Origin of the sequence: Pseudomonas sp. 22490 (genome assembly GCF_052044465.1) — a bacterium.
Lineage (GTDB): Bacteria > Pseudomonadota > Gammaproteobacteria > Pseudomonadales > Pseudomonadaceae > Pseudomonas > Pseudomonas aeruginosa.
Map to the genome: position 1 here is coordinate 1 of NZ_JBQENS010000044.1, position 15,132 is coordinate 15,132.

Below are 15,132 nucleotides of genomic sequence, written 5' to 3' on the forward strand. Positions count from 1 at the left end.
CCGCACGTCAACGTCGGCACCATCGGTCACGTTGACCATGGCAAGACCACTCTGACCGCTGCACTGACCAAGGTCTGCTCCGACACCTGGGGTGGTTCCGCTCGTGCTTTCGATCAGATCGACAACGCGCCGGAAGAAAAGGCCCGCGGTATCACCATCAACACCTCGCACGTTGAATACGATTCCGCTGTTCGTCACTACGCTCACGTTGACTGCCCCGGTCACGCCGACTACGTGAAGAACATGATCACCGGTGCTGCCCAGATGGACGGCGCGATCCTGGTTTGCTCGGCTGCCGACGGCCCCATGCCGCAGACCCGCGAGCACATCCTGCTGTCCCGCCAGGTAGGCGTTCCCTACATCGTCGTGTTCCTGAACAAGGCCGACATGGTCGACGACGCCGAGCTGCTGGAACTGGTCGAGATGGAAGTTCGCGATCTGCTGAACACCTACGACTTCCCGGGCGACGACACTCCGATCATCATCGGTTCCGCGCTGATGGCGCTGGAAGGCAAGGATGACAACGGCATCGGCGTAAGCGCCGTGCAGAAGCTGGTAGAGACCCTGGACTCTTACATTCCGGAGCCGGTTCGTGCCATCGACCAGCCGTTCCTGATGCCGATCGAAGACGTGTTCTCGATCTCCGGTCGCGGTACCGTGGTAACCGGTCGTGTAGAGCGCGGCATCATCAAGGTCCAGGAAGAAGTGGAAATCGTCGGCATCAAGGCGACCACCAAGACCACCTGCACCGGCGTTGAAATGTTCCGCAAGCTGCTCGACGAAGGTCGTGCTGGTGAGAACGTTGGTATCCTGCTGCGTGGCACCAAGCGTGAAGACGTAGAGCGTGGCCAGGTGCTGGCCAAGCCGGGCACCATCAAGCCGCACACCAAGTTCGAGTGCGAAGTGTACGTGCTGTCCAAGGAAGAAGGTGGTCGTCACACCCCGTTCTTCAAGGGCTACCGTCCGCAGTTCTACTTCCGTACCACTGACGTGACCGGTAACTGCGAGCTGCCGGAAGGCGTAGAGATGGTAATGCCGGGCGACAACATCAAGATGGTTGTCACCCTGATCGCTCCGATCGCCATGGAAGATGGCCTGCGCTTCGCGATCCGCGAAGGCGGCCGTACCGTTGGCGCCGGCGTGGTTGCCAAGATCATCGAGTAATCGCTGATCCTGCCATCAGAAAAGGGGCCCTCCGGGGCCCCTTTTTTCGTTCGTTGGTTAAATATTGACACCCTGTGGGGGCATCCGTACAATTGCGCCTCCTTTTAACGGGCGTAGTCCGTCCGTTGGGAATGGTAAATTGGAGTCTGAGGTCAAATGCAAAACCAACAAATCCGGATTCGGTTGAAGGCTTTTGACCATCGCCTGATCGATCAATCAACCCAGGAAATCGTGGAAACCGCGAAACGTACTGGTGCTCAGGTGCGTGGTCCAATCCCTCTGCCGACCCGCAAGGAACGTTTCACCGTGCTGATCTCTCCGCACGTCAACAAAGATGCGCGTGATCAGTACGAAATTCGTACACATAAGCGTGTACTGGACATCGTCCAGCCGACGGATAAAACCGTTGATGCGCTGATGAAGCTCGATCTTGCTGCAGGCGTTGAAGTACAGATCAGCCTCGGCTAATGCCTTCGGCATTGGTCGTGTAACGCTCTGAAATGGGCGGCCATAGCGGGTGAAAGCCCCGTACACTCAAGAGGTTTACAACATGACAATTGGTGTTGTCGGTCGTAAATGCGGCATGACCCGCATTTTCACCGAGGAAGGTGTCTCTATTCCGGTTACGGTCATCGAGGTCGAGCCGAATCGCGTCACCCAGTTCAAGACTGAAGAAACCGATGGCTACCGTGCAGTGCAAGTCACCGCCGGCGAGCGTCGTGCTTCTCGCGTTACCAAAGCGCAAGCTGGTCACTTTGCCAAGGCGAATGTCGCCGCCGGTCGCGGCGTGTGGGAATTCCGTCTGGGCGAAGAGCAGTATGCCGCTGGTGACCAGATCACTGTCGATCTGTTCCAGGCAGGCCAGATGGTAGACGTTACCGGCGAGTCCAAGGGTAAGGGCTTCGCGGGCACCATCAAGCGCTGGAACTTCCGTGGTCAGGATAACACCCACGGTAACTCCGTTTCCCACCGCGTCCCGGGTTCCATCGGCCAGTGCCAGACTCCTGGTCGAGTGTTCAAGGGCAAGAAAATGTCCGGTCATCTGGGTGCGGAGCGGGTAACCGTTCAATCCCTGGAGATCGTGCGCGTCGATGCTGAACGCAATCTGCTGCTGGTCAAGGGTGCCGTTCCCGGCGCTACCGGCGGTGATGTGATCGTGCGTCCGGCAGCCAAGGCTCGCGGTTAAGGGGGAAGCTGAGATGCAATTGAATGTGAACGGCGCTCAGGCTATCGAAGTCTCCGAGCGTACCTTTGGTGGCGAATTCAACGAGACCCTGGTGCACCAGGCAGTCGTGGCCTACATGGCTGGCGGCCGTCAGGGCAGCAAGGCGCAGAAGACTCGCTCCGAAGTCTCTGGTGGTGGCAAGAAGCCGTGGCGTCAGAAGGGCACCGGTCGTGCTCGCGCTGGCACCATCCGTAGCCCCATCTGGCGTGGGGGCGGCACCACTTTCGCCGCTAAACCGCGTAGCCACGAACAGAAGCTGAACAAGAAGATGTACCGCGCAGCACTGCGCTCCATCCTTGCCGAGCTCGTTCGTCTGGACCGTCTGGTCGTCGTTGCCGACTTCGCTGTCGATGCACCGAAAACCAAGGGCCTGGTTGCCAAGCTGGACACCCTGGGTCTGAAAGACGTGCTGATCGTGACCGATGGTGTCGACGAGAACCTGTACCTCGCTGCGCGCAACCTGGCGCACGTCGATGTACGTGATGTCCAAGGTTCCGACCCCGTCAGCCTGATCGCCTACGACAAGGTGCTGGTCACCGTGTCCGCCGTGAAGAAGTTCGAGGAGCTGCTGGGATGAACCAGGAACGCGTATTCAAAGTGCTGCTTGGTCCGCACATCTCCGAGAAAGCCACGGGTCTCGCGGACGGCAAGAGCCAATTCGTTTTCAAGGTTGCCACCGATGCAACCAAGCTGGAAATCAAGAAGGCCGTAGAAAGCCTGTTCAGCGTGAAGGTACAGCGCGTCACTACCCTGAACGTCAAGGGTAAGACCAAGCGCACCGCTCGCGGTCTGGGCAAGCGTAACGACTGGAAAAAAGCGTACATCGCTCTCCAGCCGGGCCAAGATCTCGATTTCGCCACCAGCGCTGAGTAAAGGGGGGCATCATGGCAATCGTTAAGTGCAAACCGACTTCCGCTGGTCGTCGCTTTGTCGTCAAGGTGGTGAATCAGGAGCTGCACAAAGGCGCTCCCTACGCACCGCTGCTGGAAAAGAAATCCAAGTCTGGCGGCCGTAACAACAACGGTCGTATCACCACCCGTCATATCGGTGGTGGTCACAAGCAGCACTACCGTCTGGTCGACTTCCGTCGCAACAAGGATGGCATCCCTGCCATCGTTGAGCGCGTCGAATACGATCCGAACCGCACTGCACACATCGCTCTGCTGAAGTATGCAGACGGCGAGCGTCGCTACATCATCGCCCCCAAGGGCGTTGCTGCAGGTGACCAGCTGATCTCCGGTATCGGTGCGCCGATCAAGGCAGGCAACAGCATGCCTCTGCGCAACATCCCGGTGGGTAGCACTGTTCATGGTATCGAGCTGAAGCCGGGTAAAGGCGCTCAGATCGCTCGCTCCGCTGGCGCTTCCGCCCAGCTGGTCGCGCGTGAAGGTGCGTACGTAACCCTGCGTCTGCGCTCCGGTGAAATGCGTAAAGTCCTGGCTGAGTGCCGTGCGACCCTGGGCGAAGTCTCGAACTCCGAGCACAGCCTGCGTTCGCTGGGTAAAGCCGGTGCTACGCGCTGGCGTGGTGTTCGCCCGACCGTTCGCGGCGTGGCGATGAACCCGGTCGACCACCCGCATGGTGGTGGTGAAGGCCGTACCTCTGCTGGTCGTCATCCGGTATCGCCGTGGGGTCTTCAGACCAAGGGTAAGAAGACTCGCTCGAACAAGCGTACCGATAACATGATCGTCCGCCGCCGCAAGTAAATAGAGGGATACCACAGTGCCACGTTCACTGAAAAAAGGTCCGTTTATCGATCTTCACCTGTTGAAGAAGGTCGAAGTCGCGGTGGAAAAGAACGACCGCAAGCCGATCAAGACCTGGTCGCGTCGTTCGATGATTCTGCCGCATATGGTTGGTCTGACCATCGCCGTGCACAACGGCCGTCAACACGTACCGGTTCTCGTCAACGAGGACATGGTCGGCCACAAACTGGGCGAGTTCGCCGCTACCCGCACCTACCGCGGGCATGCTGCGGACAAGAAAGCCAAGCGTTAAGGGGTAAGGAAGATGGAAGTAGCCGCTAAGCTGTCGGGCGCTCGTATCTCCGCCCAGAAAGCCCGCTTGGTCGCCGACCAGATCCGCGGGAAGAAGGTGGGCGAAGCGCTCAACCTCCTGGCTTTCAGCAGTAAGAAAGCCGCCGAGATCATGAAGAAAGTGCTGGAGTCGGCCGTTGCCAACGCTGAGCACAACGAAGGCGCCGATGTGGATGACCTGAAGGTCTCCACCGTCTTCGTCAACGAAGGTCGTTCGCTCAAGCGCATCATGCCGCGTGCCAAAGGCCGTGCTGATCGCATCGTGAAGCGGTCTTGCCATATCACGGTCAAGGTTGCGGACAAGTAACGGAGTCGACAGATGGGTCAGAAAGTACATCCCAATGGCATTCGCCTGGGTATCGTCAAGGAGCACACCTCCGTTTGGTACGCAGACCGCAAGAACTATGCGGATTACCTGTTTGCCGACCTGAAGGTGCGTGAGTACCTCCAAGACAAACTAAAAAGCGCGTCCGTAAGCCGTATCGATATTCATCGTCCGGCTCAAACCGCACGCATCACCATCCACACCGCTCGTCCCGGCATCGTGATCGGCAAGAAAGGTGAAGATGTTGAGAAACTGCGCCAGGACCTGACCAAGCAAATGGGTGTGCCCGTGCACATCAACATCGAGGAAATCCGCAAGCCGGAACTCGATGCCATGCTGGTTGCGCAGAGCGTAGCCCAGCAGCTGGAGCGTCGCGTAATGTTCCGTCGCGCCATGAAGCGCGCCGTACAGAACGCCATGCGCATTGGTGCCAAGGGCATCAAGATTCAGGTCAGCGGTCGTCTGGGTGGGGCTGAAATCGCCCGTACCGAATGGTATCGCGAAGGTCGTGTGCCCCTGCACACCCTGCGCGCCGATATCGACTATGCCACCTACGAAGCGCACACCACTTACGGTGTGATCGGTGTCAAGGTTTGGATCTTCAAGGGCGAGGTCATCGGTGGCCGCCAGGAAGAGCTGAAGCCGGTAGCACCCGCTCCTCGTAAAAAAGCTGCTAGGTAAGGAGTACGCAAATGCTGCAACCCAAGCGTACGAAGTTCCGCAAACAAATGACCGGCCACAACCGTGGTCTGGCTCATCGTGGTAGTAAGGTCAGCTTCGGTGAGTACGCACTGAAGGCCACTAGCCGTGGCCGCCTTACTGCTCGTCAGATCGAGTCCGCGCGTCGTGCGCTGACCCGTCACGTGAAGCGTGGCGGCAAGATCTGGATCCGCGTATTCCCTGACAAGCCTGTCACCAAGAAGCCCCTCGAAGTTCGTATGGGTAAAGGTAAGGGTGGGGTCGAGTACTGGGTAGCCCAGATCCAGCCGGGCAAGGTCCTGTACGAGATCGAGGGTGTTTCCGAAGAGCTGGCGCGTGAGGCTTTCGCCCTGGCTGCTGCAAAGCTGCCCCTCGCCACCTCCTTTGTTAAGCGGACGGTGATGTGATGAAAGCGAATGAACTTCGTGAAAAATCCGTTGAGCAGCTGAACGAGCAACTGCTCGGCCTGCTGCGCGACCAGTTCAATCTGCGCATGCAGAAAGCAACTGGCCAGTTGGGGCAGTCTCACCTGCTCTCGCAGGTTAAGCGCGACATCGCTCGCGTTAAAACTGTGCTCAATCAGCAAGCAGGTAAGTGATCATGGCTGAAGCTCAGAAAACCGTCCGTACGCTGACCGGCCGCGTCGTCAGCGACAAAATGGACAAGACCGTCACCGTACTGATCGAGCGTCGCGTCAAGCACCCGATTTACGGCAAATACGTCAAGCGTTCGACCAAACTGCACGCACACGACGAATCCAATCAGTGCCGCATTGGTGACCTGGTCACCATTCGCGAAACCCGTCCGCTGGCCAAGACCAAGGCCTGGACCCTGGTTGATATCGTTGAACGCGCGGTGGAAGTCTAAGGACTAGGGGTCGGAGAAATTATATGATTCAGACTCAATCCATGCTCGATGTCGCTGACAACAGCGGCGCGCGTCGTGTGATGTGCATCAAGGTGCTCGGCGGTTCCCACCGCCGTTACGCCGGCATCGGCGACATCATCAAGGTCACCGTCAAGGAAGCGATTCCGCGCGGCAAAGTGAAGAAGGGCCAGGTCATGACTGCCGTGGTCGTTCGCACCAAGCACGGCGTACGTCGTACCGACGGTTCCATCATCCGCTTCGACGGCAACGCCGCCGTCCTGCTGAACAACAAGCAGGAGCCGATCGGCACCCGTATCTTTGGGCCAGTGACTCGTGAACTCCGTACCGAGAAGTTCATGAAGATCGTCTCGCTCGCCCCCGAAGTGCTGTAAGGAGTAGCCGTCATGCAAAAGATTCGTCGTGACGACGAAGTAATCGTCATTGCCGGCAAGGACAAGGGCAAGCGTGGCAAGGTGCTGAAGGTTCTCGCTGACGACCGTCTGGTCGTCGGCGGGGTGAACCTGATCAAGCGCCACACCAAGCCCAATCCGATGCTCGGCCAACAGGGCGGTATCGTCGAGAAGGAGGCGCCTCTGCACGTCTCCAACGTCGCCATCTTCAATACTGAAACCAGCAAGGCTGACCGCGTTGGCTTCAAGGTAGAAGACGGTAAGAAAATTCGTGTCTTCAAGTCGACCCAGAAACCGGTTCAGGCTTGAGGCTGCTAGGTAGATCACCATGGCACGATTGAAAGAAATTTATCGGAAGGAAATCGCGCCCAAGCTGAAAGAAGAGCTTCAGCTGGCGAACGTGATGGAAGTTCCGCGCGTTACCAAAATCACCCTGAACATGGGTCTTGGCGAGGCGGTCGGTGACAAGAAGATCATCGAGAACGCCGTAGCCGATCTGGAAAAGATCACTGGTCAGAAGCCGGTCGTGACTTACGCTCGTAAGTCCATCGCAGGCTTCAAGATCCGTGAAGGCTGGCCGATCGGCGTCAAGGTCACCCTGCGTAGCGACCGGATGTACGAGTTCCTGGATCGTCTGCTGTCCATCTCCCTGCCGCGCGTGCGTGACTTCCGCGGCCTGAATGCCAAGTCCTTCGATGGTCGCGGCAACTACAGCATGGGCGTGAAAGAGCAGATCATCTTCCCGGAAATCGATTACGACAAGATCGATGCGCTGCGTGGCCTGGACATCACCCTGACCACCACCGCTCGTACGGATGACGAAGGTCGCGCCCTGCTGCGTGCTTTCAAATTCCCGTTCCGTAACTGATTGGAGTAGGAACATGGCTAAAGAGAGCATGAAGAACCGCGAGCTGAAGCGTCAGCTGACGGTAGCCAAGTACGCCAAGAAGCGTGCCGAGCTGAAAGCGATCATCGCTAATCCGAACTCCTCTGCGGAAGAGCGTTGGAATGCCCAGGTCGCCCTGCAGAAGCAACCGCGTGACGCCAGCGCCAGCCGCCTGCGTAACCGTTGCCGCCTGACCGGTCGTCCGCACGGCTTCTACCGCAAGTTCGGCCTGAGCCGTAACAAGCTGCGCGAAGCCGCCATGCGCGGCGACGTACCGGGTCTGGTGAAAGCCAGCTGGTAATCGCAGCGAACGGTGTCGCCAGTCGGCACCGTTGATCGCGACATCGAATCAAGCCCCTCATGGGGCTTGATTCGTTTTGGCGTGATCTCTAGAATACCCGGCTCCCCTGAGCCTGGGTTTGTTTCGCCTGGCGTTTATGGGCGAATTGAAGTTGAAGGCTTATTCTTTTGTATCAGGAGCGTTAAGCCCATGAGTATGCAGGACCCGTTAGCAGACATGCTAACTCGCATCCGTAATGCCCAGATGGCTGAAAAGACCGTCGTAAGCATGCCGTCCTCGAAACTGAAAGCGGCGGTAGCCAAAGTCCTGAAGGACGAAGGCTATATTGCGGATTTCCAGATCAGCTCGGAAGTAAAACCCCAGCTGTCCATCGAACTGAAGTACTTCGAAGGCAAGCCTGTCATCGAAGAGGTCAAGCGCATCAGCCGTCCTGGCCTGCGTCAGTACAAATCCGTTGAGCAACTGCCGAAAGTTCGTGGCGGCCTCGGTGTGTCGATCGTCTCCACCAACAAAGGTGTGATGACCGATCGTGCTGCCCGTGCTGCTGGTGTTGGCGGCGAAGTGCTCTGCACTGTGTTCTAAGGGGAATCAGCATGTCTCGCGTTGCTAAGAACCCCGTCAAGCTGCCTGCCGGCGTTGAAATCAAACTGGCTGGTCAGCAACTGTCCATCAAGGGCGCCAAAGGTGCTCTGGAGCTCAAGGTCCATCCTTCGGTCGAAGTGATCCAGGACAGCGGTGAGCTGCGTTTTGCTGCGCGTAACGGCGACCAGCAGACTCGCGCCATGGCTGGTACCACCCGTGCTCTGGTGAACAACATGGTAGTCGGCGTCAGCCAGGGCTTCGAGCGCAAGCTCCAGCTGGTCGGCGTTGGTTACAAAGCGCAGGCCAAGGGCCAAGTGCTGTCCCTGTCCCTCGGCTTCTCCCATCCGGTTGATTACGAACTGCCGGCCGGCATCGTCGCTGAGACCCCCAGCCAGACCGATATCCTGATCAAGGGTATCGACAAGCAGCTGGTCGGTCAGGTTGCTGCCGAAATTCGCGACTTCCGTCCGCCGGAGCCTTACAAAGGCAAGGGCGTGCGTTACGCCGACGAAGTCGTCCGTCGTAAAGAAGCCAAGAAGAAGTAGGGCATAGCAAATGAGCGTCAAGAAAGAAACCCGTCTGCGTCGCGCTCGCAAGGCACGCCTGAAGATGCGCGAGCTGGAAACCGTACGCCTCTGCGTGTACCGCTCTTCCCAGCACATTTACGCCCAGGTCATTGCGGCCGACGGCGGCAAGGTCCTGGCCAGCGCCTCGACCCTGGACAAAGACCTGCGCGAAGGTGCCACCGGCAACATCGATGCAGCCAAGAAAGTTGGTCAACTGGTCGCCGAGCGCGCCAAAGCGGCCGGCGTCACCCAGGTGGCGTTCGATCGTTCTGGCTTCAAGTACCACGGCCGTGTGAAAGCGCTGGCTGATGCCGCTCGTGAAGGCGGACTGGAGTTCTAAGTTATGGCAAACAACGAGCAAAAGCGCGACGAAGGCTACATCGAGAAGCTGGTTCAGGTTAACCGCGTCGCCAAAACCGTAAAAGGTGGCCGTATCTTCGCTTTCACCGCACTGACCGTGGTGGGTGATGGCAAGGGTCGCGTTGGTTTCGGTCGTGGCAAGGCGCGTGAAGTGCCGGCCGCCATCCAGAAAGCAATGGAAGCCGCTCGCCGCAACATGATCCAAGTCGATCTGAACGGCACCACCCTGCAGTATCCGACCAAGTCCGCCCATGGCGCCTCCAAGGTGTACATGCAGCCGGCTTCGGAAGGTACCGGCATCATCGCCGGCGGCGCCATGCGTGCCGTTCTGGAAGTGGCTGGTGTGCAGAACGTCCTGGCCAAGTGCTATGGCTCCACCAATCCGGTGAACGTGGTTTATGCCACCTTCAAGGGCCTGAAGAACATGCAGGCTCCGGAAGCAGTAGCGGCCAAGCGTGGCAAGAGCGTCGAGGAGATTCTCTAACCATGGCAACTGTCAAAGTCACTCTGGTCAAGAGCCTGAACGGCCGTCTGGCCTACCACAAGGCTTGCGTCAAGGGTCTCGGCCTGCGTCGCATCAATCATACCGTCGAAGTTCAGGACACTCCTGAGAACCGCGGCATGATCAACAAGGCCTACTACCTGCTGCGTGTGGAGGGTTAATCCATGCAACTGAACGATCTGCGTTCCGCGCCGGGTGCCCGTCGCGAAAAGCACCGTCCGGGCCGTGGCATCGGTAGCGGTCTGGGCAAGACCGGTGGCCGTGGTCACAAAGGTCTGACCTCCCGCTCCGGTGGCAAGGTCGCTCCGGGCTTCGAGGGTGGTCAACAGCCTCTGCACCGTCGCCTGCCGAAGTTCGGCTTCGTTTCCCTGAAGGCCATGGATCGTGCTGAAGTGCGCACCTCCGAACTGGCCAAGGTCGAAGGCGACGTCGTCAGCCTGCAGACCCTGAAGGATGCCAACCTGATCAACCAGCACGTACAGCGCGTCAAAGTCATGCTGTCCGGCGAAGTTGGTCGTGCGGTCACCCTGAAAGGTATCGCCGCCACCAAGGGTGCGCGTGCGGCTATCGAAGCAGCTGGCGGTAAATTCGAGGACTAAATGGCTAAGCAAGGTGCTCTCTCTGCGCTAAGCAACGGCGGTCTGTCCGAGCTCTGGGCACGTCTGCGTTTCCTGTTCCTGGCGATCATCGTCTATCGGATCGGCGCGCACATCCCAGTTCCGGGCATCAACCCCGATCGCTTGGCGGCACTGTTCCGGCAGAACGAGGGGACCATTCTTAGCCTCTTCAACATGTTTTCCGGCGGCGCGCTGGAGCGCATGAGTATCTTTGCACTGGGGATCATGCCGTACATCTCGGCTTCGATCATCATGCAGCTCATGACCGCTATCAGCCCGCAGCTGGAGCAGTTGAAGAAAGAGGGTGAGTCTGGGCGTCGCAAGATCAGCCAGTACACCCGCTACGGTACTGTAGTCCTGGCACTGGTCCAGGCCATCGGCATGTCCGTTGGCCTGGGCAGCCAGGGCGTAGCCTTCTCCAACGACTTCGGCTTCTACTTCGTGGCTGTCACCACCTTCGTGGCTGGTGCCATGTTCATGATGTGGCTGGGCGAGCAGATCACCGAGCGCGGTGTCGGCAACGGCATCTCGATGTTGATCTTCGCTGGTATCGTTGCAGGCCTGCCGCGCGCCATCGGTCAGTCTTTCGAGTCTGCCCGTCAAGGTGACATCAACATCTTCGCCCTGATCGGCGTCGGCCTGCTGGCCGTGGCGATCATCGCGTTCGTGGTGTTCATCGAGCGTGGCCAGCGTCGCATCGCGGTGCATTACGCCAAGCGCCAGCAAGGCCGCAAGGTGTTTGCAGCGCAGACCAGCCATCTGCCGTTGAAGGTGAACATGGCGGGTGTGATTCCCGCGATTTTCGCCAGCAGTATCCTGCTGTTCCCGGCGTCCCTGGGCTCCTGGTTCGGTCAGTCGGAAGGCTTGGGTTGGTTGCAGGACGTCGCGCAAGCGATCGCTCCGGGGCAGCCGCTGAACATCTTGCTGTTCACTGCAGGGATCGTTTTCTTCTGCTTCTTCTATACAGCGCTGATGTTCAACCCGAAGGACGTGGCGGAGAACCTCAAGAAGTCCGGTGCATTTATTCCGGGCATCCGTCCGGGCGAACAGTCCGCTCGCTACATCGATGGCGTGCTGACCCGTTTGACCATGTTCGGTGCCCTGTACATGACGGCTGTCTGCCTGCTGCCCCAGTTCCTGGTGGTTGCGGCGCACGTGCCGTTCTATCTTGGCGGGACCTCGCTGTTGATCGTGGTCGTGGTTGTCATGGACTTTATGGCCCAGGTGCAATCTCACCTCGTTTCTCACCAGTATGAATCCCTGATGAAGAAAGCCAACCTGAAGGGCTACGGCAGCGGCATGCTGCGCTGATAGACCCGTAAGGTTCGAGGAGTTGGTGATGAAAGTTCGTGCATCGGTCAAGAAGCTGTGCCGTAACTGCAAAATCATCCGTCGCGATGGCATCGTGCGGGTGATCTGCAGCGCGGAACCGCGTCACAAGCAGCGCCAAGGCTGATTGTGATCCACGCGTGATAACCCGGCAGCTAGTGTGCTGCCGGGTTGATTATTTGCTATTACAGCGCTAATATCCGCGCCCTTTCTTGGCTTCCTGGGCGCAGGGTAGCTGTCAATTGGAGTTTTTCTGAATGGCCCGTATTGCAGGCGTCAACATTCCGGATAACAAGCACACTGTTATCTCGCTGACCTACATCTATGGTGTTGGTCGCACTACTGCTCAGAGCATCTGCGCAGCCACCGGCGTAAACCCGGCTGCCAAGATCAAGGACCTGAGCGACGAGCAGATCGATCAGCTGCGTAACGAAGTCGCGAAGATCACCACCGAAGGTGACCTGCGTCGCGAAATCAACATGAACATCAAGCGTCTGATGGACCTCGGTTGCTACCGCGGTCTGCGTCATCGTCGCGGTCTGCCGGTTCGCGGTCAGCGTACCAAGACCAACGCGCGTACCCGCAAGGGCCCGCGTAAGCCGATCCGCAAGTAATCGCGTAGGAATCTAGTCATGGCAAAACCTGCTGCTCGTCCCCGTAAGAAAGTCAAAAAGACAGTGGTCGATGGGATCGCCCACATCCACGCGTCTTTCAACAACACCATCGTGACCATCACCGACCGTCAGGGCAACGCACTGTCCTGGGCGACCTCCGGTGGTTCCGGTTTCCGCGGCTCGCGTAAGAGCACCCCGTTCGCTGCCCAGGTAGCGGCCGAGCGTGCCGGCCAGGCTGCCCTGGAATACGGTCTGAAGAACCTGGACGTCAACGTCAAGGGCCCGGGCCCGGGCCGCGAGTCCGCCGTTCGCGCTCTGAATGCTTGCGGCTACAAGATCGCCAGCATCACCGACGTAACCCCGATCCCGCATAACGGCTGCCGTCCGCCGAAAAAGCGTCGCGTGTAATAGGAGACAGTGAGAAATGGCTCGTTACATTGGTCCCAAGTGCAAACTGTCTCGCCGTGAAGGCACCGACCTGTTCCTGAAGAGCGGCGCCCGCGCCCTCGACTCGAAGTGCAAGGCTGAAAACGTTCCTGGCCAGCATGGCCAGCGTCGTGGCCGTCTGTCCGACTACGGTCTGCAGCTGCGTGAAAAGCAGAAAGTACGTCGCATCTACGGCGTGCTGGAGCGTCAGTTCCGCGGTTACTACCAGGAAGCTTCCCGTCGCAAGGGTTCTACCGGTGAGAACCTGCTGCAACTGCTCGAGTGCCGCCTGGACAACGTCGTATACCGCATGGGCTTCGGTTCCACTCGTTCGGAATCCCGCCAGCTGGTATCCCACAAGGCCATCACCGTCAACGGTCAGACCGTCAACATCCCTTCCTACCAAGTGAAGGCCGGTGACGTCGTAGCTGTTCGCGAAAAATCGAAGAACCAGCTGCGTATCGCTCAGGCTCTGGAACTCTGTGGCCAGCGCGGTCGCGTCGAGTGGGTCGAAGTCGACCTCGACAAGAAGGCTGGTACCTTCAAGAGTGCTCCGGCTCGCAGCGACCTGTCCGCTGATATCAACGAAAACCTGATTGTCGAGCTCTACTCCAAGTAAGGGCTAGAAAATAGGTGCATCCATGCAGAGTTCGGTAAATGAGTTCCTGACCCCCCGTCACATCGATGTGCAGGTGGTCAGTCAAACCCGCGCCAAGATCACGCTCGAGCCTCTCGAGCGTGGTTTTGGTCACACCCTGGGCAACGCGCTGCGTCGCATCCTGTTGTCCTCCATGCCTGGCTGCGCAGTGGTCGAGGCCGAGATCGACGGCGTACTCCACGAGTACTCGGCGATCGAAGGTGTGCAGGAAGATGTAATCGAGATCCTGCTGAACCTGAAAGGTCTGGCCATCAAGCTGCACGGTCGTGATGAAGTGACGCTGACCCTGGCTAAGAAGGGCTCGGGTGTTGTGACTGCTGCCGATATTCAGCTGGATCACGATGTTGAGATCATCAACGGTGACCACGTTATCGCCAACCTGGCAGACAACGGCGCGCTGAACATGAAGCTGAAGGTAGCTCGTGGCCGTGGCTACGAGCCTGCCGACGCACGTCAGAGCGATGAAGACGAAAGCCGCAGCATCGGCCGTCTGCAGCTCGACGCATCGTTCAGCCCGGTCCGTCGTGTCTCCTACGTGGTGGAAAACGCCCGTGTCGAGCAGCGCACCAACCTGGACAAACTGGTCCTGGACCTGGAAACCAACGGCACTCTGGATCCCGAAGAGGCTATCCGTCGCGCCGCTACCATCCTGCAACAGCAGCTGGCAGCGTTCGTGGACCTCAAGGGCGACAGCGAACCCGTCGTTGAAGAGCAGGAAGACGAGATCGATCCGATCCTCCTGCGCCCGGTCGATGACCTGGAACTGACCGTACGTTCGGCCAACTGCCTGAAGGCGGAAAACATCTACTACATCGGTGACCTGATCCAGCGCACCGAAGTGGAGCTGTTGAAAACGCCGAACCTGGGCAAGAAGTCCCTGACCGAAATCAAGGACGTTCTGGCTTCCCGTGGTCTGTCCCTCGGTATGCGCCTCGATAACTGGCCGCCGGCAAGTCTTAAGAAAGACGACAAGGCCACTGCCTGATCGTCGTAACTACCGAACGTAAAGTTTGGAAAGGAATTGAACCATGCGCCATCGTAAAAGTGGTCGTCACCTGAGCCGCACCAGCGCGCACCGCAAGGCTATGTTCCAGAACATGGCGGTGTCGCTGTTCGAACACGAACTGATCAAAACCACCCTGCCCAAGGCCAAGGAACTGCGTCGCGTTGCCGAGCCGCTGATCACCCTGGCCAAGGAAGACAGCGTCGCCAACCGTCGCCTGGCTTTCGACCGTACCCGTTCGAAAGCTGCCGTTGGCAAGCTGTTCAACGACCTGGGCAAGCGCTACGCCAACCGTCCGGGCGGCTACCTGCGCATCCTGAAGTGCGGTTTCCGCGCTGGCGACAACGCCCCCATGGCGTACGTCGAGCTGGTTGATCGTCCTGTCGGCGGTGAAGTCGTAGAAGCTGCCGAATAAGGCATCTGCTGCACAAGAAACCGGGCCTAGGCCCGGTTTTTTTATTACCTGCCTTAAAGTTTTTATCTATCGGCTCGCTGTCTTTAATAAATTGGATTGCGGGAGGGCTGTCATTCATCCTTAACCTGCTTTTACGAAAAGCTACGT

29 protein-coding genes are annotated in these 15,132 nt (G+C 58.6%); all 29 read left to right on the forward strand.

Going from position 1 to position 15,132, the window contains the following annotated elements; translation table 11 throughout:
* A partial coding sequence (gene tuf / locus ACTJJX_RS31235; RefSeq protein WP_019683210.1) for an elongation factor Tu occupies positions 1–1,164 on the forward strand: 1,164 nt, incomplete at its 5' end.
* Between the two features lie 156 nt (positions 1,165–1,320).
* Positions 1,321–1,632, forward strand: coding sequence for a 30S ribosomal protein S10 (gene rpsJ / locus ACTJJX_RS31240; protein WP_003103876.1), 312 nt, complete (start codon positions 1,321–1,323; stop codon positions 1,630–1,632).
* Between the two features lie 82 nt (positions 1,633–1,714).
* A complete protein-coding gene (rplC, locus tag ACTJJX_RS31245) occupies positions 1,715–2,350 on the forward strand; it encodes a 50S ribosomal protein L3 (RefSeq protein WP_003103877.1) in 636 nt (211 codons plus the stop codon).
* A gap of 13 nt (positions 2,351–2,363) precedes the next feature.
* Entirely contained in the window at positions 2,364–2,966 is a 603-nt protein-coding gene (gene rplD / locus ACTJJX_RS31250; protein WP_003093737.1) for a 50S ribosomal protein L4, read from the forward strand.
* Positions 2,963–3,262, forward strand: coding sequence for a 50S ribosomal protein L23 (gene rplW, locus ACTJJX_RS31255; protein WP_003093736.1), 300 nt, complete (start codon positions 2,963–2,965; stop codon positions 3,260–3,262). The genes rplD and rplW overlap by 4 nt, the downstream gene beginning before the upstream one ends.
* Before the next feature lie 11 nt (positions 3,263–3,273).
* Complete coding sequence (gene rplB / locus ACTJJX_RS31260) at positions 3,274–4,095, forward strand: 50S ribosomal protein L2 (RefSeq protein WP_003103878.1); 822 nt, start codon at positions 3,274–3,276, stop codon at positions 4,093–4,095.
* A 16-nt stretch (positions 4,096–4,111) separates the two neighbouring features.
* A complete protein-coding gene (gene rpsS, locus ACTJJX_RS31265; RefSeq protein ID WP_003093734.1) occupies positions 4,112–4,387 on the forward strand; it encodes a 30S ribosomal protein S19 in 276 nt (91 codons plus the stop codon).
* Between the two features lie 12 nt (positions 4,388–4,399).
* Positions 4,400–4,732: a 50S ribosomal protein L22 gene (rplV, locus tag ACTJJX_RS31270; protein ID WP_003103908.1), complete on the forward strand. Its 333-nt coding sequence runs from the start codon at positions 4,400–4,402 to the stop codon at positions 4,730–4,732.
* Positions 4,733–4,744: 12 nt separating this feature from the next.
* On the forward strand, positions 4,745–5,431 hold the full coding sequence (gene rpsC / locus ACTJJX_RS31275; RefSeq protein ID WP_003093727.1) for a 30S ribosomal protein S3: 687 nt from the start codon (positions 4,745–4,747) through the stop codon (positions 5,429–5,431).
* Between the two features lie 11 nt (positions 5,432–5,442).
* Positions 5,443–5,856: a 50S ribosomal protein L16 gene (gene rplP, locus ACTJJX_RS31280; RefSeq protein WP_003093723.1), complete on the forward strand. Its 414-nt coding sequence runs from the start codon at positions 5,443–5,445 to the stop codon at positions 5,854–5,856.
* Positions 5,856–6,047: a 50S ribosomal protein L29 gene (gene rpmC / locus ACTJJX_RS31285; RefSeq protein ID WP_003093720.1), complete on the forward strand. Its 192-nt coding sequence runs from the start codon at positions 5,856–5,858 to the stop codon at positions 6,045–6,047. Before rplP ends, rpmC begins: the two co-directional genes overlap by 1 nt.
* Before the next feature lie 2 nt (positions 6,048–6,049).
* Positions 6,050–6,316 carry a 30S ribosomal protein S17 gene (gene rpsQ, locus ACTJJX_RS31290; protein WP_003093717.1) on the forward strand — a complete coding sequence of 89 codons (267 nt, stop codon included), beginning with the start codon at positions 6,050–6,052 and terminating at the stop codon, positions 6,314–6,316.
* A gap of 23 nt (positions 6,317–6,339) precedes the next feature.
* Positions 6,340–6,708, forward strand: coding sequence for a 50S ribosomal protein L14 (gene rplN / locus ACTJJX_RS31295; RefSeq protein ID WP_003093714.1), 369 nt, complete (start codon positions 6,340–6,342; stop codon positions 6,706–6,708).
* Positions 6,709–6,720: 12 nt separating this feature from the next.
* On the forward strand, positions 6,721–7,035 hold the full coding sequence (gene rplX / locus ACTJJX_RS31300) for a 50S ribosomal protein L24 (RefSeq protein ID WP_003093711.1): 315 nt from the start codon (positions 6,721–6,723) through the stop codon (positions 7,033–7,035).
* A 19-nt stretch (positions 7,036–7,054) separates the two neighbouring features.
* Positions 7,055–7,594, forward strand: a complete 540-nt coding sequence (rplE, locus tag ACTJJX_RS31305; RefSeq protein WP_003093703.1) for a 50S ribosomal protein L5 — start codon at positions 7,055–7,057, stop codon at positions 7,592–7,594.
* 13 nt (positions 7,595–7,607) lie between these two features.
* Positions 7,608–7,913: a 30S ribosomal protein S14 gene (gene rpsN, locus ACTJJX_RS31310; protein WP_003093701.1), complete on the forward strand. Its 306-nt coding sequence runs from the start codon at positions 7,608–7,610 to the stop codon at positions 7,911–7,913.
* A gap of 189 nt (positions 7,914–8,102) precedes the next feature.
* Positions 8,103–8,495 carry a 30S ribosomal protein S8 gene (rpsH, locus tag ACTJJX_RS31315; protein WP_003093700.1) on the forward strand — a complete coding sequence of 131 codons (393 nt, stop codon included), beginning with the start codon at positions 8,103–8,105 and terminating at the stop codon, positions 8,493–8,495.
* 11 nt (positions 8,496–8,506) lie between these two features.
* Positions 8,507–9,040, forward strand: a complete 534-nt coding sequence (rplF, locus tag ACTJJX_RS31320) for a 50S ribosomal protein L6 (protein WP_003093699.1) — start codon at positions 8,507–8,509, stop codon at positions 9,038–9,040.
* Positions 9,041–9,050: 10 nt separating this feature from the next.
* Positions 9,051–9,401, forward strand: a complete 351-nt coding sequence (gene rplR / locus ACTJJX_RS31325) for a 50S ribosomal protein L18 (protein WP_003093698.1) — start codon at positions 9,051–9,053, stop codon at positions 9,399–9,401.
* A gap of 3 nt (positions 9,402–9,404) precedes the next feature.
* Positions 9,405–9,905 (forward strand): 30S ribosomal protein S5, encoded by a 501-nt coding sequence (gene rpsE, locus ACTJJX_RS31330; RefSeq protein WP_003093697.1) that lies wholly within the window; start codon positions 9,405–9,407, stop codon positions 9,903–9,905.
* A gap of 2 nt (positions 9,906–9,907) precedes the next feature.
* Complete coding sequence (rpmD, locus tag ACTJJX_RS31335) at positions 9,908–10,084, forward strand: 50S ribosomal protein L30 (protein ID WP_320535536.1); 177 nt, start codon at positions 9,908–9,910, stop codon at positions 10,082–10,084.
* 3 nt (positions 10,085–10,087) lie between these two features.
* Positions 10,088–10,522 carry a 50S ribosomal protein L15 gene (rplO, locus tag ACTJJX_RS31340; RefSeq protein ID WP_003093695.1) on the forward strand — a complete coding sequence of 145 codons (435 nt, stop codon included), beginning with the start codon at positions 10,088–10,090 and terminating at the stop codon, positions 10,520–10,522.
* Entirely contained in the window at positions 10,523–11,851 is a 1,329-nt protein-coding gene (secY, locus tag ACTJJX_RS31345) for a preprotein translocase subunit SecY (RefSeq protein ID WP_003093694.1), read from the forward strand.
* Between the two features lie 28 nt (positions 11,852–11,879).
* Positions 11,880–11,996 (forward strand): 50S ribosomal protein L36, encoded by a 117-nt coding sequence (gene rpmJ, locus ACTJJX_RS31350; RefSeq protein WP_003093693.1) that lies wholly within the window; start codon positions 11,880–11,882, stop codon positions 11,994–11,996.
* A gap of 130 nt (positions 11,997–12,126) precedes the next feature.
* Positions 12,127–12,483 (forward strand): 30S ribosomal protein S13, encoded by a 357-nt coding sequence (gene rpsM / locus ACTJJX_RS31355; RefSeq protein WP_003093692.1) that lies wholly within the window; start codon positions 12,127–12,129, stop codon positions 12,481–12,483.
* Positions 12,484–12,501: 18 nt separating this feature from the next.
* A complete protein-coding gene (gene rpsK / locus ACTJJX_RS31360; protein ID WP_003093689.1) occupies positions 12,502–12,891 on the forward strand; it encodes a 30S ribosomal protein S11 in 390 nt (129 codons plus the stop codon).
* 16 nt (positions 12,892–12,907) lie between these two features.
* A complete protein-coding gene (rpsD, locus tag ACTJJX_RS31365; protein ID WP_003093678.1) occupies positions 12,908–13,528 on the forward strand; it encodes a 30S ribosomal protein S4 in 621 nt (206 codons plus the stop codon).
* Positions 13,529–13,550: 22 nt separating this feature from the next.
* Positions 13,551–14,552 carry a DNA-directed RNA polymerase subunit alpha gene (locus ACTJJX_RS31370; protein ID WP_003093675.1) on the forward strand — a complete coding sequence of 334 codons (1,002 nt, stop codon included), beginning with the start codon at positions 13,551–13,553 and terminating at the stop codon, positions 14,550–14,552.
* A gap of 43 nt (positions 14,553–14,595) precedes the next feature.
* Entirely contained in the window at positions 14,596–14,985 is a 390-nt protein-coding gene (gene rplQ, locus ACTJJX_RS31375; RefSeq protein ID WP_003093672.1) for a 50S ribosomal protein L17, read from the forward strand.
* The last annotated feature ends 147 nt before the right edge of the window (positions 14,986–15,132 follow it).